Annotated in this window: 19 protein-coding genes; 1 reads left to right on the top strand and 18 read right to left on the bottom strand. The window is 66.6% G+C overall.

Annotation, left to right across the window (positions count from 1 at the left end):
- Window positions 1-47: 47 nt before the first annotated feature.
- The 3 genes from AAHB16_RS24000 to clsB all read right to left on the bottom strand — a co-directional run bounded on the left by AAHB16_RS24000 (window position 48) and on the right by clsB (window position 4,012).
- Window positions 48-1,835: an acyl-CoA dehydrogenase C-terminal domain-containing protein gene (locus tag AAHB16_RS24000; protein WP_150372819.1), complete on the bottom strand. Its 1,788-nt coding sequence runs from the start codon at window positions 1,833-1,835 to the stop codon at window positions 48-50.
- A 76-nt stretch (window positions 1,836-1,911) separates the two neighbouring features.
- Window positions 1,912-2,502: a TetR/AcrR family transcriptional regulator gene (locus AAHB16_RS23995; RefSeq protein ID WP_109582102.1), complete on the bottom strand. Its 591-nt coding sequence runs from the start codon at window positions 2,500-2,502 to the stop codon at window positions 1,912-1,914.
- A 187-nt stretch (window positions 2,503-2,689) separates the two neighbouring features.
- Window positions 2,690-4,012: a cardiolipin synthase ClsB gene (clsB, locus tag AAHB16_RS23990; RefSeq protein ID WP_223851322.1), complete on the bottom strand. Its 1,323-nt coding sequence runs from the start codon at window positions 4,010-4,012 to the stop codon at window positions 2,690-2,692.
- A gap of 93 nt (window positions 4,013-4,105) precedes the next feature.
- On the opposite strand from clsB, the gene mobB reads away from it, so the two are divergent.
- A complete protein-coding gene (gene mobB, locus AAHB16_RS23985) occupies window positions 4,106-4,609 on the top strand; it encodes a molybdopterin-guanine dinucleotide biosynthesis protein B (RefSeq protein WP_150372821.1) in 504 nt (167 codons plus the stop codon).
- A 3-nt stretch (window positions 4,610-4,612) separates the two neighbouring features.
- Here the strand turns inward: mobB and AAHB16_RS23980 are convergent, their stop codons facing one another.
- The 15 genes from AAHB16_RS23980 to AAHB16_RS23910 form a co-directional block, all read right to left on the bottom strand.
- Window positions 4,613-5,371, bottom strand: a complete 759-nt coding sequence (locus AAHB16_RS23980) for an endonuclease/exonuclease/phosphatase family protein (protein WP_191002148.1) — start codon at window positions 5,369-5,371, stop codon at window positions 4,613-4,615.
- Entirely contained in the window at window positions 5,368-5,853 is a 486-nt protein-coding gene (nudB, locus tag AAHB16_RS23975) for a dihydroneopterin triphosphate diphosphatase (protein WP_150372822.1), read from the bottom strand. The genes AAHB16_RS23980 and nudB overlap by 4 nt, the downstream gene beginning before the upstream one ends.
- Before the next feature lie 53 nt (window positions 5,854-5,906).
- The gene (locus AAHB16_RS23970; RefSeq protein WP_342052166.1) at window positions 5,907-6,875 is read right to left on the bottom strand and encodes a hypothetical protein; all 969 of its coding nucleotides are present in this window, start codon (window positions 6,873-6,875) and stop codon (window positions 5,907-5,909) included.
- Between the two features lie 177 nt (window positions 6,876-7,052).
- Window positions 7,053-8,858, bottom strand: a complete 1,806-nt coding sequence (gene aspS, locus AAHB16_RS23965) for an aspartate--tRNA ligase (RefSeq protein ID WP_150372823.1) — start codon at window positions 8,856-8,858, stop codon at window positions 7,053-7,055.
- Window positions 8,859-8,905: 47 nt separating this feature from the next.
- The gene (locus tag AAHB16_RS23960) at window positions 8,906-9,667 is read right to left on the bottom strand and encodes a DUF502 domain-containing protein (RefSeq protein ID WP_342052165.1); all 762 of its coding nucleotides are present in this window, start codon (window positions 9,665-9,667) and stop codon (window positions 8,906-8,908) included.
- A gap of 11 nt (window positions 9,668-9,678) precedes the next feature.
- Window positions 9,679-10,041, bottom strand: coding sequence for an FmdB family zinc ribbon protein (locus AAHB16_RS23955; protein ID WP_342052164.1), 363 nt, complete (start codon window positions 10,039-10,041; stop codon window positions 9,679-9,681).
- A gap of 124 nt (window positions 10,042-10,165) precedes the next feature.
- Window positions 10,166-11,602 carry a sodium:solute symporter family protein gene (locus AAHB16_RS23950; RefSeq protein WP_150372826.1) on the bottom strand — a complete coding sequence of 479 codons (1,437 nt, stop codon included), beginning with the start codon at window positions 11,600-11,602 and terminating at the stop codon, window positions 10,166-10,168.
- A 65-nt stretch (window positions 11,603-11,667) separates the two neighbouring features.
- A complete protein-coding gene (ubiB, locus tag AAHB16_RS23945; protein ID WP_150372827.1) occupies window positions 11,668-13,248 on the bottom strand; it encodes a ubiquinone biosynthesis regulatory protein kinase UbiB in 1,581 nt (526 codons plus the stop codon).
- 79 nt (window positions 13,249-13,327) lie between these two features.
- The gene (locus tag AAHB16_RS23940; protein ID WP_150372828.1) at window positions 13,328-13,987 is read right to left on the bottom strand and encodes a ubiquinone biosynthesis accessory factor UbiJ; all 660 of its coding nucleotides are present in this window, start codon (window positions 13,985-13,987) and stop codon (window positions 13,328-13,330) included.
- Between the two features lie 100 nt (window positions 13,988-14,087).
- Window positions 14,088-15,086, bottom strand: coding sequence for a Tim44 domain-containing protein (locus AAHB16_RS23935; protein WP_150372829.1), 999 nt, complete (start codon window positions 15,084-15,086; stop codon window positions 14,088-14,090).
- Between the two features lie 84 nt (window positions 15,087-15,170).
- A complete protein-coding gene (gene ubiE, locus AAHB16_RS23930; protein ID WP_342052163.1) occupies window positions 15,171-15,902 on the bottom strand; it encodes a bifunctional demethylmenaquinone methyltransferase/2-methoxy-6-polyprenyl-1,4-benzoquinol methylase UbiE in 732 nt (243 codons plus the stop codon).
- Window positions 15,903-15,921: 19 nt separating this feature from the next.
- The gene (locus tag AAHB16_RS23925) at window positions 15,922-16,338 is read right to left on the bottom strand and encodes a gamma-butyrobetaine hydroxylase-like domain-containing protein (protein WP_150373889.1); all 417 of its coding nucleotides are present in this window, start codon (window positions 16,336-16,338) and stop codon (window positions 15,922-15,924) included.
- Window positions 16,339-16,346: 8 nt separating this feature from the next.
- Window positions 16,347-18,281, bottom strand: coding sequence for an ABC transporter ATP-binding protein/permease (locus AAHB16_RS23920; protein ID WP_342052162.1), 1,935 nt, complete (start codon window positions 18,279-18,281; stop codon window positions 16,347-16,349).
- Window positions 18,282-18,419: 138 nt separating this feature from the next.
- Complete coding sequence (locus AAHB16_RS23915) at window positions 18,420-18,878, bottom strand: HIT family protein (protein WP_150372832.1); 459 nt, start codon at window positions 18,876-18,878, stop codon at window positions 18,420-18,422.
- A 21-nt stretch (window positions 18,879-18,899) separates the two neighbouring features.
- Window positions 18,900-22,874, bottom strand: a complete 3,975-nt coding sequence (locus AAHB16_RS23910; protein ID WP_150372833.1) for a DUF3683 domain-containing protein — start codon at window positions 22,872-22,874, stop codon at window positions 18,900-18,902.
- Between the last annotated feature and the right edge of the window lie 59 nt (window positions 22,875-22,933).

The following is a 22,933-nucleotide window of genomic DNA, read 5'->3' as shown; positions in this document are numbered from 1 at the left end:
CGGTGAGCGTTGATGAGAGGGTTCGGGGGCGAGCGCCCCCGGAACGATCAAAACAGGTCGGCGTCGAGTGCCATCAGCGTGGCCGCGCCGGCGCGGGCCTTGCGGATCTCGGCGGCGGTCTCGGGCTGCAGCTTCGCGAAGTAGAAGCGCGCGGTAGCCAGCTTGGACGTGTAGAACTTGTCGCCGCTGCCCTGCTTCTCCAGCGCGATCTTGGCCATGCGCGCCCAGAAATACGAGAACACGAGGTGACCCACCACGCGGAGATACGGCACCGCGGCAGCGCCGACTTCATCGGCATTGCCCATGGCCTTCATGCCGATTTCCATCGTGAGCTTCTGCACCTTGTCGCCAAGGTCGGCCAGCGGGTTGACGAACTCCTGCATCGCCTCGTTCGTGCCTTCCTGCTCGACGAACGCCTGCACTTCCTTGCCGAAGGCCTTGAGCTTGGCGCCCATGTCGCCGAGGATCTTGCGGCCCAGCAGGTCGAGCGCCTGGATCGTGTTCGTGCCTTCGTAGATCATGTTGATCCGTGCATCGCGCACGTACTGCTCCATGCCCCACTCGGCGATATAGCCGTGGCCGCCGAATACCTGCATGCCCTCGTTGGTCGAGGTGAATGCGTTGTCGGTCAGAAAGGCCTTGATCACGGGCGTGAGCAGCGCGACGAGGTCGGCCGATTGCTTGCGCACCGACTCGTCCGGATGCGACAGCTCGCGGTCGATCTGCAGCGCGGTCCAGTACGCGAACGCGCGGCCGCCTTCGGCGTAGGCCTTCTGCGTCAGCAGCATGCGGCGCACGTCGGGATGCACGATGATCGGGTCGGCCGCCTTGTCCGGTGCCTTTACGCCCGTCAGCGAACGCATCTGCAGGCGATCCTTCGCGTAGGCCAGCGAGTTCTGGTACGCGACCTCGGTCAGGCCCAGGCCCTGCGCGCCCACGCCGAGGCGTGCGGCGTTCATCATCACGAACATCGCGTTGAGGCCCTTGTTCGGCTCGCCGACCATCCAGCCCTGCGCGCCGTCCAGGTTCATCACGCACGTCGCGTTGCCGTGGATGCCCATCTTGTGCTCGATGGCGCCGCACTGGATGCCGTTGCGCTCGCCGGGATTGCCGCTCGCGTCCGGCACGAACTTCGGCACCACGAACAGCGAGATGCCCTTGGTGCCCTGCGGCGCGTCCGGCAGGCGCGCGAGCACGAGGTGAATGATGTTGTCCGCAAGGTCATGCTCGCCCGCGGAGATAAAGATCTTGGTGCCCGTGATGCGATAGGAGCCGTCGGCCTGCGGCTCGGCCTTCGAACGCAGGATGCCGAGGTCCGTGCCGCAGTGCGGCTCGGTCAGGCACATCGTGCCGGTCCATTCGCCCGAGACCAGCTTGGGCAGGTACGTCTGCTTGAGCTCGGGGGTGCCGTGCGCGTGCAGCGCCTCGTAGGCGCCATGCGACAGCCCCGGGTACATCGTCCACGCCTGGCTGGCCGAGTTCAGCATCTCGTACAGCGCGTTGTTGACGACGATCGGCAGGCCCTGGCCGCCGAACTCGGGATCGCATGCGAGCGCCGGCCATCCGGCTTCGATGTACTGCCGATAGGCCTCGCGGAAGCCCTTGGGCGCGCGCACCACGCCGTCGCCGACGTAGGTGCAGCCTTCGCGGTCGCCGCTCTGGTTGAGCGGGAACACGACGTCGGCGCAGAACTTGCCGGCTTCCTCGATGACCTGGTTGATGGTGTCCGCGTCGACGTCCGCGTGGCGCGGCATCGCCTTGAGTTCGGCTTCCACGCCGAGCAGTTCATGGAGCACGAACTGCATGTCGCGCAACGGTGCGGTGTACTGGCCCATCAAAGACTCCTTGGAGGTTCACGATGCCGCCCGCCGCCGGCTCCGCGCGACGCGGAGCCCGTTGCACCGGACGACTTCAGGTACGGTAGGACTGAATCAGCTTGTTGAGCGCAACCATGGCAAGTTCGGCACTGTCGGGCAGGCGCAGGAAGCGGGCATCGTGATGCAGCCCCAGTTCGAGGCTATACATTTCGAACAGCATCAGGCGCGGATCGCAATCCGCGCGCAGATGGCCTTCTTCCTTCGCCTGGTCGATCGCACGCAGCAGCGCGGCACGCCAGATCGTGACGCTCCTGACGAGTTCGTCGCGAACCGGGCTTTCCGCACGGTCGTCGTATTCGACGGCCCCGCTGATGTAGATGCAGCCCGTGGTCACTTCCTGGATGCGCTTCTCCATCCAGCGGCGCACCATCGACCACAGGCGCGGCAATCCGCGCGGCTCCTGCAAGGAAGGGTAGAACACCTCCTGCTCGAACCGGCGGTGGTACTCGCGCACCACTTCCACCTGCAGGTCCTCGCGCGAACCGAAGTGCGCGAATACGCCGCTCTTGCTCATCTGCATGCGTTCGGCGAGCAGCCCGATGGTCAACCCCTCGAGCCCGTCGCGCGACGACAGTTCCAGTGCCGCATCGAGAATCGCCACACGCGTCATCTCACCCTTGCGCAAGGGCGCGGGTGCAGCGGCGGCGGATTCAAGACGAACTGACTGGTGGCGCATGATTTCTCTCTCCGTTCAGTGGATGGCTTTGATCTAGCGCAGTCTAAGCCAAAAAAGAACGGTCGTTCAGATTATTCGGGCGAGCCGCGTCGGCATCAAGTACTTAATTAGACCTTGGTTTCTAAACGGCGGGCAATCAGTAGCGCCCCGTCACGCCCGCGATCACGACGCCCAGACGCAGGACGAAATACGCGGCCCAGTTGGCAAAACGCCGCACGCGCGGCAGCCGCGCATGGACTTCCGGCGCGATGCGCGCACTCCGCTGCGCCATGGCGCGCTCGAGGTGCGCGCGCAGATCGGTGGCAAATGCGCGGTCGTACACCGACACGTTGGCCTCGCGCGCGAGCAGGAGGCTGAAGGGGTCCATGTTGCTCGACCCGACCGTGGCCCAGCTTTCGTCGACGACGGCCACCTTCGCGTGCAGGAAGCTCGCCTCGTACTCGTAGATCTCCACGCCGGCCGCGAGCAGCGTGGCATACAGCGCGTGCGTGGCGTAATGCTGGAGCCGGTACTCGACCACCCCCTGCAGCAGCAGCCGCACGCGCACGCCGCGCTTGCGGCATGCCAGCAGCGCGCGGCGCATCTTGTGGCCGGGCAGGAAGTACGCATTGGCGATGATCACGTCGTGGCGCGCGGCACCGAGCGCGTACAGGTACTCGCGTTCGATCGTGCGGCGATTGCGCAGGTTGTCGCGCAACAGCAACGCCGCGGGCACGCCGTCGGGCTGCATGTCGCGCGGCGGACCATCGGCGGCGGCCGTCAGCGCCTCCATCTCCTGCAGCGCGCGCGCGGCGTCCCGCATGCCGTGGCGCTGCGCGATGCGAAACCACAGCCGCGCCGCCGCCAGCGCGATCTGCGTGACCAGCGGCCCACGTACGCGCACGGTGAAGTCGTAACGCGGACCGAGTTCGGGCAGATCGAGCGGACCGTGGTTATGGTCGCTGATGATATTGATACCGCCGACAAACCCGACCGAATCGGGCAACTGCGCATCGATCACCGCGATCTTGCGATGGAGCCGGCGCAGATGGCGCCGGGCCAGCCGGAAGCCGCGCATCGGCCGGTAGATCTCGAGCTGGACGCCGCCCTCGCGCAGGCGCGCCGCGAGCGCCGCGGGCAGGTCGCCGGCGCCGAAGCCATCGACCACGAGCCGCACGTCCAGGCCCCGGCCGGCCGCGCGGATCAGGGCATCGCCCACGGCCGCGCCGACATCGTCGTCGGCATAGATATACGTCTCCACGACCACGCTCGCGGTGGCCGCGTCGATCGCCTCGATCAACGCGGGAAAGAAGGCCTCGCCGTTGCGCAGCAGATCGACGCGGTTGCCGGGCACCGTGCGGCCGCTGCGGGCGGCCCATCGCAGCACCCCCGCGCGGCGCTCGAGTGGACGGTAGGGGCGCGACGGCGCCTGGTCGGGATGGTGCGGTGCAGTATCCGCGCGATCGAATATCCGTGACATGCCTCGATTATCGGCGAACCGGCGCGACAAGCACATCGGTGCGCCTTCTCTGCTATCGTCCGGTTCATTCTGACGCTTGATTGGGAACGGATCGTGAAGGTCTTCGGTATCGCCGGCACATCGGGCAGCGGCAAGACGACGCTGCTGGAACAGCTGATTCCGCGCTTCGTCACGGCGGGCATGCGCGTGGCCGGCATCAAGCACACCCACCACGGCTTCGATCCCGACACGCCGGGCAAGGATTCCTGGCGCATGCGCGCATCGGGCTGCGAGAACGTGGTGCTGGTCGGCGCGCGCCACCTGACGCTGATGCGCAACTATCCGGCCGAGCGCGCCTCGCCCGAGATCGCCGAGGCGCTGGCCGTGTTGCCGGCCGGGACCGACCTCGTGCTCGTGGAAGGCTACAAGTGGAGCGACTTCCCGAAGCTGGAGGTCTTCCGTCCGGCCACGGGCAACGTGCCGCTGTGGGGAGAGGTGCCGGGCGTGGTGGCCGTGGCCACCGACGACCCCGATCATGTCCGCGCGCGCACGCCGCTGCCGATTCTCGACCTCAACGACGTCGACGCCGTCTTCCGCTGGATCCGCGACTACCGGTAACCGCTAGGCCTCGGGAATGGCCACGCGCCGCGCGAGTTCGGCGACGAGCGGCACATGGTCGGACCGCTGCGCCCAGTCGCGGCCCGTCAGCGCCAGCGAACGCTCGATGTCGAATCCGCGCACGTAGATGCGGTCCAGCTGCCACCACGGCATATGGCTCGGAAACGTATGCAGGCGTCCGGTCTTGGCCTGCGCGGACTCCATGCAGTTCAGCGTGTTGCAGATCTGCGCGTCGAGGCGATGGTTCCAGTCGTTGAAATCGCCCGCGATGACGAGCGGCGCATCGGCCGGCACCACGCTGCGCACGCGCTCGACCAGCGCCTTGGCCTGCCGCACGCGGCTGCGCGCGAAGAGGCCGAAATGCACGCAGATCAGATGCGCCTCGATGCCATTGATATCGGCGACCGCGTGCAGCAGCCCGCGCTGCTCGAAGCGATGGTCGGAGACGTCGAGGTTCTCCGACATCAGGATCGGATGGCGCGACAGGATCGCGTTGCCGTGATGCCCATGGTCGTACACCGCGTTGCGGCCATAGACCGAATGCGGATAGGCGTCGGTGGCAAGGTAGTTGAGCTGCGTGTGGTCGGGGTCGAACAGCTCCGCCGCGATCAGCCGATCGTTGCGGTCCTGCACTTCCTGCAGGAACACGATGTCCGCATCCATCGACTGCAGGCCCGTGCGGACGCTCTGGATGCGCGGTTTGCCCGAAAAGCCGGTCACGCCCTTGTGGATGTTGTAGGTGACCACGCGCAACTTCATCATGCCACTCCGGGTATGGGCTGGGGGCCCGCGGCGGGCACGCCGGCCACGCGCCACGCGAGCTGGCGCACGGCTTCGGCATTGCTGCGCGAAAAACATCGCTCGGCCGCGGCCTCCCAATGCAGCCATTCATGGCGCGTATGCTCGCGCGGCGCGAGCGTCACCGGCACCGGATACGGCACGCAAAGACCGAACCAGTGCTCGGTATTGCGGACGACGCCGGGCGCATAGCGGTGACGCCACTGGGGATAGATTTCGTAGTCGATCGTGTGATGCCAGTCTGTAAGCGTGTGCTCACTGGCAATAATGCCGGTTTCCTCGGCGACTTCGCGCGCGGCCGTGAGCGCCAGCGGCTCGTCCGTGGCATCGAGGCTGCCGGTTACCGACTGCCAGAAGCCGGGCCGGTCGGCACGCTCGATCAACAGCACTTGGAGGTCTGGCGTATAAATGACGACCAGCACCGATTCGGGAATCTTGTAGGGCATGGAGGCGGAATGCGGAACAGACCCAAGCATAACGCAGCCATCCGCGGTCGGTATCAGACAGCGCTGTGAGAAGTGGGCTCCGTTGTCCTACCCGCGACCGGCTCCTGCGCCACGGCGGGGTGCCGGGGCTCCCCACCCGACTGCGGCGCATTGTGGAGCCACGTGTCGAACACTTCGGGCGAATCCCCATGGCCCCACGACGCGCGCAGCTGCTGCATCAGCGGCGCGAGGCACTGCGTGTAGCGCTGGGCGGCCACGTGTGCGTGCGCGGCCAGCGCGTCCGCGCTTTCCCGCATCTGCGCCTCGATCACGGCGCGTTCCTCGCCGATCTCCTTCTCGCGAAGGCCGAGCGCGTTGTACTTCTGGATCAGGAAACGCTGGTAATCGCCAGCGTCCGCGCCCTGCACGCCCTGCGCGTTGACCTGCTCGAAACGCATGACGATGCTGCCCGTCTCGCGCTCCACGTGCGCGGCCTCGGCCACGAGCGCCTGTGCCGCGTCCTGCAGCCGCAGCGCCTCGCGGCGGTGGGTCTGCAGGCGCGAGGCTTCATCCTCGAAGATGCGCTGCGCGGTCAGGTACGCCTGCACCAGCGGCTGCGGTGCCACGACCAGCAGCGGATCCGCACCGCCCGCGCCGCGTCCGCTCATCAGCGCATCCTCGGGCAGCCGCAGGTTGCCCATGTCCTCGAGCCAGCGTCCGCGCGCCATCACGGTGGCGACGGTATCGAGCGCGAGCTTGCGCAGCGCGTCGGCGCGCTGCGTTGCAACAGGCGTCCCCTCCGGCGTACCGGTCTCGGCATCGGCCAGCGGCCGCGCCGACTGGGCCGCGTGCGCGATCTCCGGCACGCAGGCGGCCACCGTGGTCGCCACGGATTCCGACATGGCCTGCGCGGAGCGCCGCACCGCGCGGCGCAGCTCGAAGCGCGCCAGCAGCATCATCAGCAGGCCGGCCACGAGCCAGGTCAGGATCGTTTCCGCATGCGCCAGCAGGAACTGGCGGATCTGTTCGACATCAAGGTTCACGACTAAGTCCTCCCGCGTCGCGGCGGTCTTCGTCGTGGACCGGCATCGCGCGCTTCCTTCGGAAGACATTGTTCCCGGCCCCATCGTTCCGGAACGTAACAAATGGAAACGCATTGTTGTGGGGGCAACAAAAAAGCCGCGTCGAGACGCGGCTTTTTTGTGGTTTCGCGGAAGACGTCAGGCCGTCTTCGGCTCCTGCGTGCGCAGGCGGATATGGAGTTCGCGCAGTTGCTTCTCGTCGACGCTGCTCGGGGCCTGCGTCAGCAGATCCTGGGCACGCTGCGTCTTCGGGAAGGCGATCACGTCGCGGATGGAATCGGCGCCGGCCATCATCGTCACGATGCGGTCCAGGCCGAAGGCCAGGCCACCGTGCGGCGGTGCGCCATATTGCAGCGCATCGAGCAGGTAGCCGAACTTGGCACGCGCTTCTTCCTCGTTGATCTTGAGCGCGCGGAACACCTTGCTCTGCACGTCCTCGCGATAGATCCGCACCGAGCCGCCGCCCATTTCCCAGCCGTTCAGCACCATGTCGTAGGCCTTGGCGATGCACTTGCCCGGATCCGTTTCCAGATACTGCAGGTGCTCGTCCTTCGGGCTCGTGAACGGGTGGTGCATGGCCACCCAGCGCGCGTCTTCCTCGTCGTACTCGAACATCGGGAAGTCGATCACCCACAGCGGCTTCCACACGTCCTCGAACAGGCCCGTGCTCTTGCCGAATTCCGAATGGCCGATCTTCAGGCGCAGCGCGCCGATCGAGTCGTTGACGATCTTGGCCTTGTCCGCGCCGAAGAAGATGATGTCGCCATCCTTCGCTTCCGTGCGCTTGAGGATCTCGGCGATCGCGGCGTCGTGCAGGTTCTTGACGATCGGCGACTGCAGGCCGTCACGGCCCTTGGCCACTTCGTTCACCTTGATCCAGGCGAGGCCCTTGGCGCCGTAGATGCCCACGAACTGCGTGTACGCGTCGATCTCGCCGCGCGAAATCGCGCCGCCGCCCGGCACGCGCAGGCCGACCACGCGGCCGCTGTCGCTGTTGGCCGGACCCGAGAACACCTTGAAGTCCACGTCCTTCATCACGTCGGTCAGCTCGGTGAATTCGAGCTTCACGCGCAGGTCGGGCTTGTCCGAACCGAAGCGGGCCATCGCCTCGCGGAACTCCATGACCGGGAACGTCGCGTCGAGATCAACGTCGATCGCGTTCTTGAACACCGTGCGCATCATGTCCTCGAACAGGTCGCGAATCTCCTGCTCGGTGAGGAACGACGTTTCGCAGTCGATCTGCGTGAATTCGGGCTGGCGGTCGGCGCGCAGGTCCTCGTCGCGAAAGCACTTGGTGATCTGGTAGTAACGGTCGAAGCCGGAGACCATCAGCATCTGCTTGAAGATCTGCGGCGACTGCGGCAGCGCGAAGAAGTGGCCCGGGTTCACGCGGGACGGCACGAGGTAGTCGCGCGCGCCTTCGGGCGTGCTCTTGCCGAGCATCGGCGTCTCGATGTCGATGAAGCCCTGCGCGTCCAGATACTTGCGCACTTCCATCGCCACCTTGTAGCGCAGGCGCAGGTTGTACTGCATCTGCGGACGGCGCAGGTCCAGCACGCGGTGCGTGAGGCGCGTGGTTTCCGACAGGTTGTCGTCGTCGAGCTGGAACGGCGGCGTGACCGACGGGTTCAGCACGCTCAACTCGTGGCACAGCACTTCGATCTTGCCCGAGGTCAGGTTCGCGTTCTCGGTGCCGGCCGGGCGCGGACGCACCTTGCCGGTCACGCGGATGCAGAACTCGTTGCGGATTTCCTCGGCCACCTTGAACATCTCGGGGCGGTCCGGATCGCACACCACCTGCACCAGGCCCTCGCGGTCGCGAAGGTCGATGAAGATCACGCCGCCATGGTCGCGGCGGCGCTGCACCCAGCCAGTGAGGGCCACTTCCTGGCCCGTCAGTTGTTCGGTCACCAGACCGCAGTAGTGAGTACGCATGGAGGACATAGGAAAAATTCCGGGTTGCGCGCGGGCGCTGTGCGGCCCGCTCGAATTCAATGAGTATCGGTGGGATCGGCGGCAGTGACCGCTTCGGCGTCGCCGGCGGCCGCGCTCGTCACGGCAGCGGCTGCCACGGCGGCCGTGACCGCCACGGCTTCCTCGGCCACGGCGGCGCGTTCGTCCTGTTCGCTCTTGCGCGGCAGGTCGGTCGGGGCCACCACGCCCATCGAGACAATGTACTTGAGCGCGGCATCGACGGTCATGTCGAGCTCGATCGTATCGGCCTTGGGCATCATGAGGAAGAAGCCCGAGGTCGGATTCGGCGTGGTCGGCACGTAAACGCTCACGTACTCGCCCTGAAGGTGATTCTGCACGTCTCCGCCGGGCCGTCCGGTCAGAAACGCGATGGTCCAGGAGCCCTCGCGCGGATACTGCACGAGCAGCGCCTTGCGGAACGCGTTGCCCGACGAGGACAGCAGCGTGTCGGACACCTGCTTCACGCTGGTATAGATGGGGCCGACCACCGGAATGCGGCCCAGCAGCATTTCCCACCAGCGCACGAGGCGCTGGCCGATGAAGTTATGCGTGGCCACGCCCACGAGCAGGATGAACAGCAGCGTGAGGATCGCGCCCAGACCCGGAATGCGGCGGCCGAACAGGTTCTCCGGCTGCCACGACAGCGGCAGCAGGGCCATGCTCTGATCCATCGTGCCGATGATCAGGTTCAGCACCCAGAGCGTGATGCCGAGCGGCACCAGCACGAGCAGCCCGGTCAGAAACCAGGTCTTGAAGGCGGAGGTCTTCTTGGTGGCCACGATGGTCCCGGTCAGGTGGCGGTGCCGCCGGACGACGCCGCCGGTATCGCGCCACCGCTGTCGCCGCCCGAGGACGAGGACGACGGCGTGGAGGAGGCGGCGGACGACCCGGCGGAGGACGAGGCAGCGGACGTGTCCGATGCCGGCGCGCCCGACGAACCCGAAGCGGGCGCGCTGGCGCCGCCGCTACCGCCGCGGAAGTCGGTCACGTACCAGCCGGAGCCCTTGAGCTGGAACCCGGCCGCGGTCAGTTGTTTCTTGAAGCTGCCGGCCGTGCCGCAGGACGGGCAGTCCGTGAGCGGCGCATCGCTCATTTTTTGCAGCACATCGCGCCCGTGGCCGCAGGCTTCGCAACGGTAGGCATAGATCGGCATGGTCGTTCTTTCGCGAGAAAACTGAAAATCAGCGGAACAAAACCTCGGATTATAAACCGTGGCTGGGTATTGGCCGCGAGGAAAAGCCGGTAAACACGAGCGTTATCCCGCGATCGACAAAAAGTTATGCGGTGTGCACTTTCTCGACGCGCGGATGGTCGACGATCCACTGTGGCAACAGCGATCCGAACACCATCCCGCCGAGGGAGAACATCAGGCCCACGAGTTGCGGTGGCACCGCGGCATCGGCGAACGCGACTTCGCACACGATCCACGACACGAGCCCAAGCAGGATGGACGCCAGGCCGCCCTGGCGGGTGGCAGGCTTCCAGAACAGGCCGAAGGCCAGCGGCACGAACGAGGACACCAGCGTGACCTTGTAGGCGTTCTCGACCATATGGAAGATGGACAGGTGCGAGTTCAGCGCGAACAGCGTCACGAGCGTCGTGAACACCAGCACCACGGCCTGCATCACGCGCAGGAACTTGCGGTCGTCCAGATGGCGGAAGTACGGGCGAAGGATGTTCTCCGCGAACGTGACCGACGGCGCCAGCAGCGTGGCCGAGGCGCAGCTCTTGATCGCGGACAGCAGCGCGCCGAAGAACATGACCTGCGCGAACAGCGGCGCGTGGTTCAGGATCAGCTGCGGCAGGATCAGCTGCGAATCGGTGTCGATGTACTTCTGCACCATCGCGGGGTCGATCAGCGTGGCCGAGTAGGCCAGGAACATCGGGATGAACGCGAAGCAGAAGTACAGCACGCCGCCGAGCACCGACGCGTGGCCCGCGATCTTCTCGGTGCGGGACGAGGTCACGCGCTGGAACACGTCCTGCTGCGGAATCGACCCGAGCATCATGGTGAACAGCGCCGCGGCAAACCCGATGATCTGGAGCAGGTCCAGCGACGGCAGGAATTCGAACTTGCCGGCCGCGGCCGCGTGGGACACCACGGTCATCACGCCGCCGGCCTGGCTGCTGACTTCCATGCCGATATAGAGCATGCCCACCACGATGATGATCATCTGGAGGAAGTCCGTCACCGCCACCGCCCACATGCCGCCGAACAGCGTGTACACGAGCACGCTGGCCGCGCCGATCATCATGCCGGCTTCCTGCGACAGCGCGCCGTCGGACACCGTGAAGAAGACCAGGCCCAGGGCCTTGATCTGCGCCGCCACCCAGCCCAGGTACGACACCACGATGCACAGCGTGGTCAGCACCTCGGCCACGCGGCCGTACCGGTTGTGATAGTAGTCGCCGATCGTCAGCAGGTTCATCCGGTACAGCGGCCGGGCGAAGAACAGACCGACGAGGATCAGGCACAGCGAGGAGCCGAATGGGTCGGAGACGACGCCCGATAACCCTTCGCGCAGGAAGACGGCCGGAATGCCGAGCACCGTTTCGGAGCCGAACCACGTCGCGAAGACCGTCGCGGTGACGATATAGAACGGGAGGCTGCGGCCGGCGACCGCGAAGTCCTTGGTGTTGCGGACGCGCAGCGCCGCCCACAGGCCAATACCGACCGAAATGACCCAATAGATGATGACGAACCAGATCAGCATGCCGGTGCCGTAGCCGATTTGAAAACGCGGATTATAACGGCATGGCCCGCGGGATCAGCGCGGTTTTATCCGAGGTGCCCGCCCCAGGACAAAATCTGCATGATCACCACGCCGGCCATGAAGCCGCCCACGAGCATCAGCGCGGCGGCGAAGATGCGGTTGGTGCGGCGCTGCTCGGCCACGAGCATGGCCAGCAGCTTCTCCGTTTCGCCATTGTTGTGCAACGCGCGGCGTTCCAGGAACTGATGCGCGAGGCGCGGGAAGTCCGGCAGCATCTTGGCCCACTGCGGCGCTTCCACCTTGATGCGCTCCCAGGCGCCCTGCCAGCCCACCTGCTCGTGCATCCACCGTTCGAGGAACGGCTTGGCGGTTTTCCACAGGTCGAGGTCGGGGTCGAGCTGGCGGCCGAGGCCCTCGATATTGAGCAGCGTCTTCTGCAGCAGGACCAGCTGCGGCTGGATCTCCACGTTGAAGCGCCGCGAGGTCTGGAACAGCCGCATCAGCACGAGGCCCAGCGAGATCTGGTGCAGCGGCTTGTCGAAGTACGGCTCGCAGCACGCGCGCACCGCGCTTTCCAGTTCCTCCACGCGCGTCTCGGGCGGCACCCAGCCCGACTCCACGTGCAGCAGCGCCACGCGATGGTAGTCGCGGCGGAAGAACGCGATGAAATTCTGCGCGAGGTAGTTCTTGTCGAATTCGGACAGCGCGCCGACGATGCCGAAGTCCAGCGCGATATAGCGGCCGAACGTCTCGGGTGCCACCGACACGAGGATATTGCCGGGGTGCATGTCCGCGTGGAAAAAGCCGTCGCGGAACACCTGCGTGAAGAAGATCTCCACGCCCTCCTCGGCCAGCTTGTGCATATCGACGCCCGCGGCCCGGAGCGCTTCCGTGCGCGAGATCGGAATGCCGTGCATGCGCTCCATCACGAAGACGCAGCTCGTGCACCAGTCCCAGAACACCTCGGGCACCAGCAGCAGGTTCGTGTCCTGGAAATTGCGGCGCAGCTGGCTCGCGTTGGCGGCCTCGATCATCAGGTCGAGTTCGTCGTGCAGGTACTTGTCGAACTCGGCGACCACCTCGCGCGGCTTCAGGCGACGGCCGTCGGCCCAGACGCGCTCGAGCCACGTGGCCATGTCGCGCATCAGCGCCAGATCGCTGTCGATCACGGGCAGCATGCCCGGGCGCAGCACCTTCACGGCAACCTCGCGGCCATGACTCGGGCCGCCGCGCAGCGTGGCGAAGTGCACCTGCGCGATCGACGCGCTGGCCACCGGCTGCTGCTCGAAGTTCTGGAACAGCTGCTCGAGCGGCTTGCCCAGCGAACGCTCGATGATGCCGACCGCGATCGCCGAGTCGAACGGCGGCACCTGATCCTGCAGCATCGCGAGTTCGTCGGCGATATCGGGCGGCATGAGGTCGCGCCGCGTGGACAGGACCTGGCCGAATTTCACGAAGATCGGGCCCAGCGCGGTCAGCGCGAGTCGCAGACGGACGCCGCGCGGCTGTTCCAGTTTCCGGCCGATCGTGATGACACGGACGAGGAACTTGATCTTGCGGTCGTTGAAGCCGGACAGCACGAGTTCGTCGAGACCGTAATACAGCACGACGAAGAGGATCTTGCAGAGACGCAGAAGGCGGGTCATTCGGGGGAGTGGAATCCGGAAACCGGGCCGCGCATGGCGGCAGGAAACAGCGAGTGTAGCCGACGCACGTGTCGGCGCTTCAGCGGCCCGCGCGGTCGAGCCGCTCCAGCCGCTTCTCGAGCCGGGCCAGATCGTCGCGCAGCCGCGAGACGTCGCCGCCAAACTGCTCCAGCGCCGTGTGGCGCACCAGCGTCGGCCGTTCGTCCAGCAGGTATTCGGTCACGTTGTCCACGAGGGCGCGGCCCACGCGGGTCGCGCCCTCGTGCACCTGCCGGGCGCCATCGACCGCGCGCTGGGCCACGCTGTCCGCCAGCGGGCCGCCGATCGACCCGCCCAGCACGCCGCGCAGCGCGCGCGACAGGTCCTCGGCGGCATCCCAGCGCAGATGGCGGGCCAGCGTGGAGACCACGTTGGCGAATTCGGCATCGCCATCGATGCGCACATGGCGCATCGCGGCGGCCTGCCCGCCCTCGGCCACATCGGCGACGACCAGCGGCCACTGTTGCAGCGGCACGCGCAGCGTCACCGCGGGCGCGTCGGCCGGCGAATCGCTATCGGGCGCCCGCTCGATGCCGCCCTGCGCCGTGACCTTGAGCGACAGCGCGAACGCCGCGGCGTCGAAACGGATCGTGCGGCCCGCGAACGGCGCCAGCAGCCCGCAGGCCCACGGTTCCTGCTCGATCAGATGATTGAGGGCGGCGACGACCGGCGCGGCCAGGGGAGTAGGCAGAGCGTTCATGGCGTGCGTGAAGATGCGGAAAAAAGAAGGCCCACGCGAGCGTGGGCCTCCATTCTAAGCTACTTGCCCGCCGCATCACTTGCCGGCAGGCGGCGCGGGATCAGGCGTCCTGCTGAATGCCCGCCAGCAGCCAGCCACCGCCGTTGACCGGCTTGGCCAGGTTCCAGACCTCGGCGAACGGCTGGGCGGCTTCGCCCACGCGCTCGCGGATCATGCCCGAGAAGCGCACGCTGGCCACATGCTGCGTCGGCGTCGATTCGATGCCCAGCAGTTGGGCTTCCAGCGTGACCACGTCGGTCTTGTTGACCTCGGCGCCGCGCTCGGACAGGTCCATGCGGATCTCGGCGAACATTTCCGGCGTGGTGAATTCGCGGATATCGTCGAGGTTGCCCGCATCCCACGCGGCCTGCAGACGCACATAGTGCACCTTGGCATTGCGCAGGAAGTTCTCGGTGTCGAAGTCCGCCGGCACGCCCCAGGCCTGCTGGGGGGCCGAACCGGCCGCCACACCGGCGACGGCGCCGGCGGCCCCGGCGGCGGGCTGCTCGGCCTGACGGAACGTGGGCTCCGACTGGCGAACCTCGGGCTGTGCCACCTTGGGCTGGCCGAACGCCGGCTCGCGGTTACCGCCCGCGGCGCCATTGCCCATGCCCGCGAAGGCCGGCTCGCGGCGCTGCGCGCCACCGCCACGGAACTTGCGGATCAGCCAGATGGCCGCGAACGCGATCAGCGCGATGATGATCAGGTTACCGAGGAAGCCGGCCATCGCTTCGCCCAGACCGAAGTGCGAGAGCAGGTAGCCCAGGCCCAGACCGGCGGCCAGGCCGCCGAGCATGCCGCCCCAGTTGCGCTTGGGCGCGGCGGCTGCCGCGCCGCCCGCCGCGGCGCCTGCCGTGGCCGGTGCCGCCTGCTGCGCGGGCGCGCCCTGCTGCGCCGGCGGCGTCTGCGGCGCCTGCTGGCGCTGCTGCGTCACCTGCGACGATTGCTTGCCCACACTGCGCGATCCGCCAAGCCGCTTGGCTTCGGCGTCCAGCGCGACCCCTAGCGCCAGCGTCATGATCAGCGACGCGGCAAGGAACTTTCCGCGAAAAGTAGACATATGTTGTGATCCCCTGTCAGATCCGGTCATTGTTCATATAACTGAGGCCGTTGCCCCGTCTTTTCAATGACCATGCATGGCGAGTTAGTACTTTCGCCCGACGTGGAGCGCCACCACTCCGGCCGTCAGATTGAAGTATTCGACCTGTTCCAGGCCAGCTTGTTCCATTAAGCGTACAAGCGAAGCCTGGCCTGGATGCATTCTGATCGATTCGGCGAGGTAGCGATAGCTAGGGGCATCCCCTGCCACGCGCTCGCCGAGCCATGGGAGCACCTTGAACGAGTAGACATCGTAGGCCTTCTCGAGCGGTTTCCATACCTTGGAGAACTCGAGCACCATGACCTTGCCGCCCGGCTTGGTCACGCGCCGCATCTCGGCGATGGCGCGGTCCTTGTGGGTCATGTTGCGGAGGCCGAACGCCACCGTCACCACATCGAAGTAGTTGTCCGGGAACGGAATCTTTTCCGCATCGCACAACGCCACCGGCGTCACCACGCCCTTGTCCAGCAGGCGGTCGCGGCCCACGCGCAGCATCGACTCGTTGATGTCGGTGAGCCAGACCTGGCCGGTCGGGCCCGCCGCCTTGGCGAACGCGCGCGCGAGGTCGCCCGTGCCGCCGGCGATGTCCAGCACCTTCTGGCCGGGCCGCACGTTGGCCTGCGCGATCGTGAACATCTTCCAGAGCCGGTGCATGCCGCCCGACATCAGGTCGTTCATCACGTCGTACTTGCTGGCCACCGAATGGAAGACGCCCGCGACCTTGCCGGCCTTCTCCGTCTCCTCGACCTTCTCAAACCCGAAGTGGGTCTCGCTCATGTTCCAGAACTCCTGCTATTCAATGATGATGGCCACAGGCGTGGCCGCCCGGCGCGGCCATCGGCGCATCGCGGTCGAGGCCGGCGGCCTCGAGGCGCTTCAGGTAATCGTTCCACACGGTGTCCTGCTGGTCGCCGAGGCGGTGCAGCAGCTCCCACGAGTAGATGCCGGTCTCGTGGCCGTCGTCGAAGCGGATCAGGATCGCGTAGTTGCCCACGGGCTCCACGGCGGAGATACCGACATCGCGCTTGCCGGTCTGCAGCGTTTCCTGCCCCGGACCGTGGCCCTGCACCTCGGCCGAGGGCGAGCAGACGCGCAGCAGTTCGAACGGCAGCCGGTAGGTGCGGCCGTTGTCGAAGCCGATTTCGAGGACGCGCGACTGCGTGTGGACCGTCAGCGCGGTGGGGTGCGGGGTATCTTTCTCTAGGCCAGCCATAGATGGGGTCATGCCTCCTGTACGACCTGATAGCTTACTCCACCCCCAATGGCTTGCCCATCCCGGGGGCCCGCACCGCTCTCGTCGCGCCCCGCGCGGTAGTCGGCCGCGCCATCGACCGGCACATAGCGCAGGCGCCGGTCGTGGAATGCCGCCACCGTGCTGCGGTGCGCGATGCTGACGATGGCCGCGTTAGGCAGCGTATCCACCATCAGGCGGTACATCGCACTTTCGGTCTCCTCGTCGAGCGCGCTCGTGGCCTCGTCCAGGAACAGGTAATCGGGTTTCTGCAGCAGCGCGCGCGCGAAGGCGAGGCGCTGCTGTTCGCCCGGCGACAGCCGCAGCGACCAGTTGTCGAACGTGTCCAGGTGGTCGGCCAGCATGGCCAGCCGCGCGTCGCGCAGCACGCGGCGCAGCGTCTCGCGGTCGTGGACGGTGCCCGCATCGGGGTACGAGAGCGCGTCCGCGAGCGTGCCGATGGGCAGATAGCTGCGCTGCGGCAGGAACAGCATGCGCGCGCCGGGACGCGTCACGCGGCCGCTGCCGTAGGGCCAGATGCCCGCGAGCGCGCGGAACAGCACGCTCTTGCCGCAGCCGGACGGCCCGCTCACGAGCCAGCGCTCGCCGCGGCCGATGGTCAGCGAGAACGGCGCCACGAGCGGGCGCTCGGGTGGATGCGACACCGGACCGATGCCTTCCTCGTCGACGCTGACGCCGCCGCGCACGGGCAGCGCGAGCGCAAGCTGGTCCACCGTCATGGCATCGCCCTGCCCGTCCACGACCTCGATGTCCTGGCGGCCGTGCGGGCCGGCTTCCTCGCGCTCGGCCAGCCGGATCGCGTCCTGGAAATCGATCAGACGGTTGGCGGCGGCCTTCCAGCCGACCAGCGTCGCGTAACTATCGACGAACCACGACAGCGCGCCCTGCACCTGGCCGAACGCGGAACCGATCTGCATCAGGCCGCCGAGCGTGAGCTTGTTGGCGAAGTACCGCGGCGCCGCGACGAGGATCGGGAAGATGATCGCGAACTGCGCATAGCCCGACGTCACGAACGTCAGGCGCCGCGTATAGCGCATCAGTTGATTCCAGTTCGCGCGAATGCGCTCGAAGCGCGCGCGCAGCCCGGCCTGCTCGGTCGGCTCGCCCTTGTACAGCGCCACGGGCTCGCTGTTCTCGCGCAGGCGCACGAGCATGAAACGGAAGTTTGCTTCGTACTGTTCCTGCTGGAACGACAGGCCGATCAGCGGGCGGCCGACGAAGTGCGCGATCACCGAGCCGATCACCGCGTATCCGACCGCGAACCAGACCATGTAGCCGGGAATCTCGACCGGCGTGCCGCCGAGCGCGAGCGTGATCGGACCCGAGACGGCCCACAGGATGCCGACGAACGAGATCAGCGTGACCACGGAGTTCAGCAGGCCCATCGACAGCGTCAGCGCGCCGTCGGTGAACTGGCGCAGGTCGTCGGCGATACGCTGGTCGGGGTTGTCGGTCGAATGCGTCTGCTCGATGCGGTAGTACGCCTGATGCCCGAGCCATCGCTCCATGAACGTGCCCGTCATCCATGTCCGCCACCGCATCTGCAGCATCATCTGGTAGTACTGCCGCGAGATCGCCAGCACGATGAAGCAGCCGGCGATCCACGAGAATCGCACCAGCAGCGTCTTGAACGAGACGAAGTCACGCTGCTCCAGCGCGTTGTAGAACACGCGGTTCCACTCGTTGAGCAGCACGTTGATATAGACGATGGCCAGGTTCAGCGCGACGACCAGTGCCAGCAGGCCCAGGCCCGCCTTGCGGTCCTCGGACTTCCAGTACGGCTTGATGAGTTCCCAGGTGGCCGCGAGCCGCAGCCGGCTCTGGTTCCTGAGGGCCTGGACGGGAACGGCCGGACCCGGCACGGTGGCCGAGGAGGGCGTGACCTGTGGCGTGACGTTCGACATGAGCGGGCAAGCCTCGTTGTTGTTCGTGGAGTCGTGCGATCCGGGAGTGTGACAGCTCGCGGCCAGCAAGGTCACCTTAACCGCGATTACTTAAAATGCGCTTAATGCCGCCGCGCCCGGGGTCGCCCCCGAAAGCGGTCAGTCTTCGGCGTCGGGAATCGACAGCGCGATGCGCAGCGCGGGCAGCCGGCTGGCGAGCTCGGCCACGCGCGCGGCATCGGCCGCGCGTTGTGGCGCGGCCCAGATGGCTTCCGGGAAGTGCGTGTCCCAGCGATAGCGCGGAATGATGTGCCAGTGCAGATGCGGCACCATGTTGCCGAACGCGGCAAGGTTGACCTTGTCCGGCGTCATCACCTCGCGCACCACGCGCTCCACGCGCGCGACCAGGCGCATCAGCCATGCCTGGTCGGCGTCGTCCAGATCGGACAGCTCGGCCACGTGGTCGTTCCACACGATGCGGCAGAACCCCGGGAAGCGGTCATGCTCGACGAGGATCAGCCGGGCGCGGTCCCCCATCCAGACCAGCTCGCCGCCATCGGCTTCGCACAGGGGGCAGTTCGGCACACGGGTCTGGGCGGGGGCGTGGGAATGGGTCATGGAAGCCGGACCAGCCTTGCGTTATACGAGCACGCGCTCGATACCGCCCGCGTTGGCGCGTTGCACATACTCGGGCAGCCAGTTCTCGCCCAGCACGTACTTGGCCATCTCCACCACGATATAGTCGGCGGTGACCGAGGCGTCCTCGTTGTAGCGCGACAGCCCCTGCAGGCACGACGGGCAGCTCGTGAGGATCTTGACGTCGCCGCCGAAACCCTCGGTGCGCAGCTTGTCCGCGCCCTTGCGCATCTCTTCTTCCTTGCGGAAGCGGATCTGCGTGGACACGTCGGGACGCGTGACCGCGAGCGTGCCGGACTCGCCGCAGCAGCGGTCGTTCTTCTCGATCTTGCCGCCGCCGTCGTTGCCGCCCATCAGCTCGTTGACGAGCTTGGTCGGGTCCATCGTCTTGATCGGCGTATGGCACGGGTCGTGGTACATGTAGCGCGTACCGGTGACGCCCTCGAGCTTCACGCCCTTCTCGAGCAGATACTCGTGGATGTCGATGATGCGGCAGCCCGGGAAGATCTTGTCGAATTCATACCCCGCCAGCTGGTCGTAGCAGGTGCCGCAGCTCACCACGACGGTCTTGATGTCGAGGTAGTTGAGCGTATTGGCCACGCGGTGGAACAGCACGCGGTTGTCGCTGACCATCTTCTCGGCCTTGTCGAACTGGCCGGCGCCGCGCTGCGGATAGCCGCAGCACAGATAGCCCGGCGGCAGCACGGTCTGCACACCGACGTGCCACAGCATGGCCTGCGTGGCCAGCCCCACCTGCGAGAACAGCCGCTCCGAGCCGCAGCCCGGGAAGTAGAACACCGCTTCCGTGTCCGACGACGTGGTCTTCGGATTGCGGATGATCGGCACGATCTCGTTGTCTTCGATGTCGAGCAGCGCGCGCGCGGTCTTCTTGGGCAGGTTGCCCGGCATCTTCTTGTTGATGAAGTGGATCACCTGTTCCTGCACGGGCGGCTTGCCGACCGTCGCGGGCGGATGCTGGGTCTGCTTGCGCGCGAACTTCTTGAGCACCTCGTTGCCGAGCCGCTGCGCCTTGTAGCCGAGCCCGATCATCGCCGAGCGCGTCAGGTTGATGGTCTGCGGGTTGGTCGCGTTCAGGAAGAACATCGACGCCGCGGTGCCGGGGTTGAACTTCTTCTGGCCCATCTTGCGCAGCAGGTTGCGCATGTTCATCGACACGTCGCCGAAGTCGATCTTGACCGGGCACGGCGTCACGCACTTGTGGCAAACCGTGCAATGGTCGGCGACGTCCGAGAACTCGTCCCAGTGCTTGATCGACACGCCGCGGCGCGTCTGTTCCTCGTACAGGAACGCTTCGATCAGCAGCGACGTGGCCAGAATCTTGTTGCGCGGGCTGTACAGCAGGTTCGCGCGCGGCACGTGCGTGGCGCACACGGGCTTGCACTTGCCGCAGCGCAGGCAGTCCTTCACGCTCTCCGCAATCGCGCCGATGTCGCTCTGCTGCATGATGATGGACTCGTGTCCCATCAGGCCGAACGACGGCGTGTACGCGTTGCGCAGGTCCGCGCCCGGCAGCAGCTTGCCCTTGTTGAAGCGGCCCTGCGGGTCGACGCGCTGCTTGTACGCGCGGAAGTCGCCGATCTCGTCCTCGGTCAGGAATTCGAGCTTTGTGATGCCGATGCCGTGCTCGCCCGAGATCACGCCGTCCAGCGAACGCGCGAGCGCCATGATGCGGGCCACCGCGCGGTGCGCGTCCTGCAGCATGTCGTAGTCGTCCGAGTTGACGGGCAGGTTCGTGTGCACGTTGCCATCGCCGGCGTGCATGTGCAGCGCCACGAAGACGCGGCCGCGCAGCACCTGCTTATGGATCTTCTGCGCCTCGTCGAGGATCGGCTTGAATTCGCCGCCGTTGAAGATCTTGCGCAGTTCGGCGCGGATCTCGCCCTTCCACGACACGCGGATAGTACGGTCCTGCAGCAGATGGAACACGGTGGCGTCCGGCTGCTGCGCCAGGCGCTGCTCGAACGCCGGCCCGAGCAGGCCGAGGCCGTGACCGATCAGCGAGGCGCGTGCCTCGCCGAGCGGCGTGTCCATATGGTCCTGCAGATACAGCCAGCGCGCGCGGATCTCGCGCAGCAGCGTCAGCGCATGCTGCACGCGGTCCTCGAGCAGCTCCGCGCTCGGAATCTCGTTGGCGTCGTCGCTGCGGCCCAGCGGCAGGTTGCCGCGCGCGAAGAACTGCTCGAGCTCGTCGGTGAGCTTGAGCTTGTTCTTGATCGACAGTTCGATATTGATGCGTTCGATGCCGTCCGTGTATTCGCCCATGCGCGGCAGCGGAATCACGACGTCCTCGTTGATCTTGAACGCGTTGGTATGGCGCGCGATGGCGGCCGTGCGCGAACGGTCGAGCCAGAATTTCTTGCGGGCCTCGGGACTGACCGCGACGAAGCCTTCGCCGCTCTTGCCGTTGGCCATGCGGATGACTTCCGACGTCGCGCGCGCCACGGAGTCTTCGTCGTCGCCGACGATATCGCCGATGAGGACCATCTTCGGGAACGCATTGCGCTTGCTCTTGGTGGCATAACCCACCGCGCGCAGATAGCGCTCGTCCAGATGCTCCAGGCCCGCGAGCACCGCACCGCCCTCGCGCTTCGATTCGGCGTCGAGGAAATCCTTGATCTCGACGATGCTCGGAATGGCGTCGCGCGGCTGGCCGAAGAACTCCAGGCAAACCGTGCGGATATGCCTGGGCATGCGATGCAGGATCCAGCGCGCGCTCGTGATGATGCCGTCGCAGCCTTCCTTCTGCACGCCGGGCAGGCCGGCCAGGAACTTGTCGGTCACGTCCTTGCCGAGGCCTTCCTTGCGGAACTTGCGGCCTTCGATCGCGAGCGTCTCGGTGCGCAGCACCTTTTCGCCCGGCGCGCGATTGCCGTCCGACCATTGCAGCTGGAACGTGGCCACCGGCACGTCGTGGATCTTGCCGAGGTTGTGGTCCATGCGCGTGATCTCGAGCCAGTTGCCCTCGGGATCCACCATGCGCCACCACGCGAGATTGTCGAGCGCCGTGCCCCACAGCACGGCCTTCTTGCCGCCCGCGTTCATCGCGACGTTGCCGCCGATGCACGACGCATCGATCGACGTCGGGTCCACCGCGAACACGAGGCCGGCCTTGTCGGCGGCATCGGCCACGCGGCGCGTGACCACGCCCGCGCCCGAGAAGATCGTCGCCACCTTGTGCGCCACGCCCGGCAGATCGGTCTGCTCGACCGGTCCCAGCTGCTCGAGCTTTTCCGTGTTGATGACCGCCGAGAACGGCGTCAGCGGGACCGCGCCGCCCGTGTAACCGGTGCCGCCCCCGCGCGGGATGATGGTCAGGCCGAGTTCGAAGCAGCCCTTGACCAGGCCGGCGATCTCTTCCTCGCTGTCGGGCGTGAGCACGACGAACGGATACTCCACGCGCCAGTCGGTGGCGTCGGTCACGTGCGAGACGCGCGACAGGCCATCGAACTTGATGTTGTCCTTCTCCGTGACGCGGCCCAGCACGCGCTGCGCGCGCTTGCGCAGCTCGTAGGCATCGGCGAATTCCTGCTGGAACGACTCGATGGCCTGGCGCGCGAACGAGACCAACTGCTCCACGCGGTGCGACCGGTCCTCGGCGGCCGGCTCGGCGTGCTCGGCACGGTCCGCGGCGCGGCGCTTCTCGATCTCGCCCAGGCGATGATGCAGCGCGCCCACCAGCATCTGGCGGCGCTTCGGGTTCTCGAGCAGGTCGTCCTGCAGATACGGGTTGCGGCGCACGACCCAGATATCGCCCAGCACCTCGTACAGCATCCGGGCCGACCGGCCCGTGCGGCGCTCGCTCCGGAGCTCGTCAAGAATGCGCCAGGCTTCCTCGCCGAGCAGGCGAATGACGATCTCGCGGTCGGAAAAAGACGTGTAGTTGTAGGGAATCTCTCGCAGGCGCGGAGCGGCGTCCTGCGCGGCGAGCTTGGCATCTAGCACGAGTGGGGCGTTCATGGCGGGACCGCTTCCTGCGGGCGCACGGGGACAGTGCGCATTTATTCATTGAAGCGCGA

It is taken from the genome of Cupriavidus sp. OTU4054, from assembly GCF_038440175.1.
GTDB classification, from domain to species: domain Bacteria; phylum Pseudomonadota; class Gammaproteobacteria; order Burkholderiales; family Burkholderiaceae; genus Cupriavidus; species Cupriavidus pauculus_D.
This window is presented reverse-complemented; position numbering and strand designations above follow the sequence as displayed.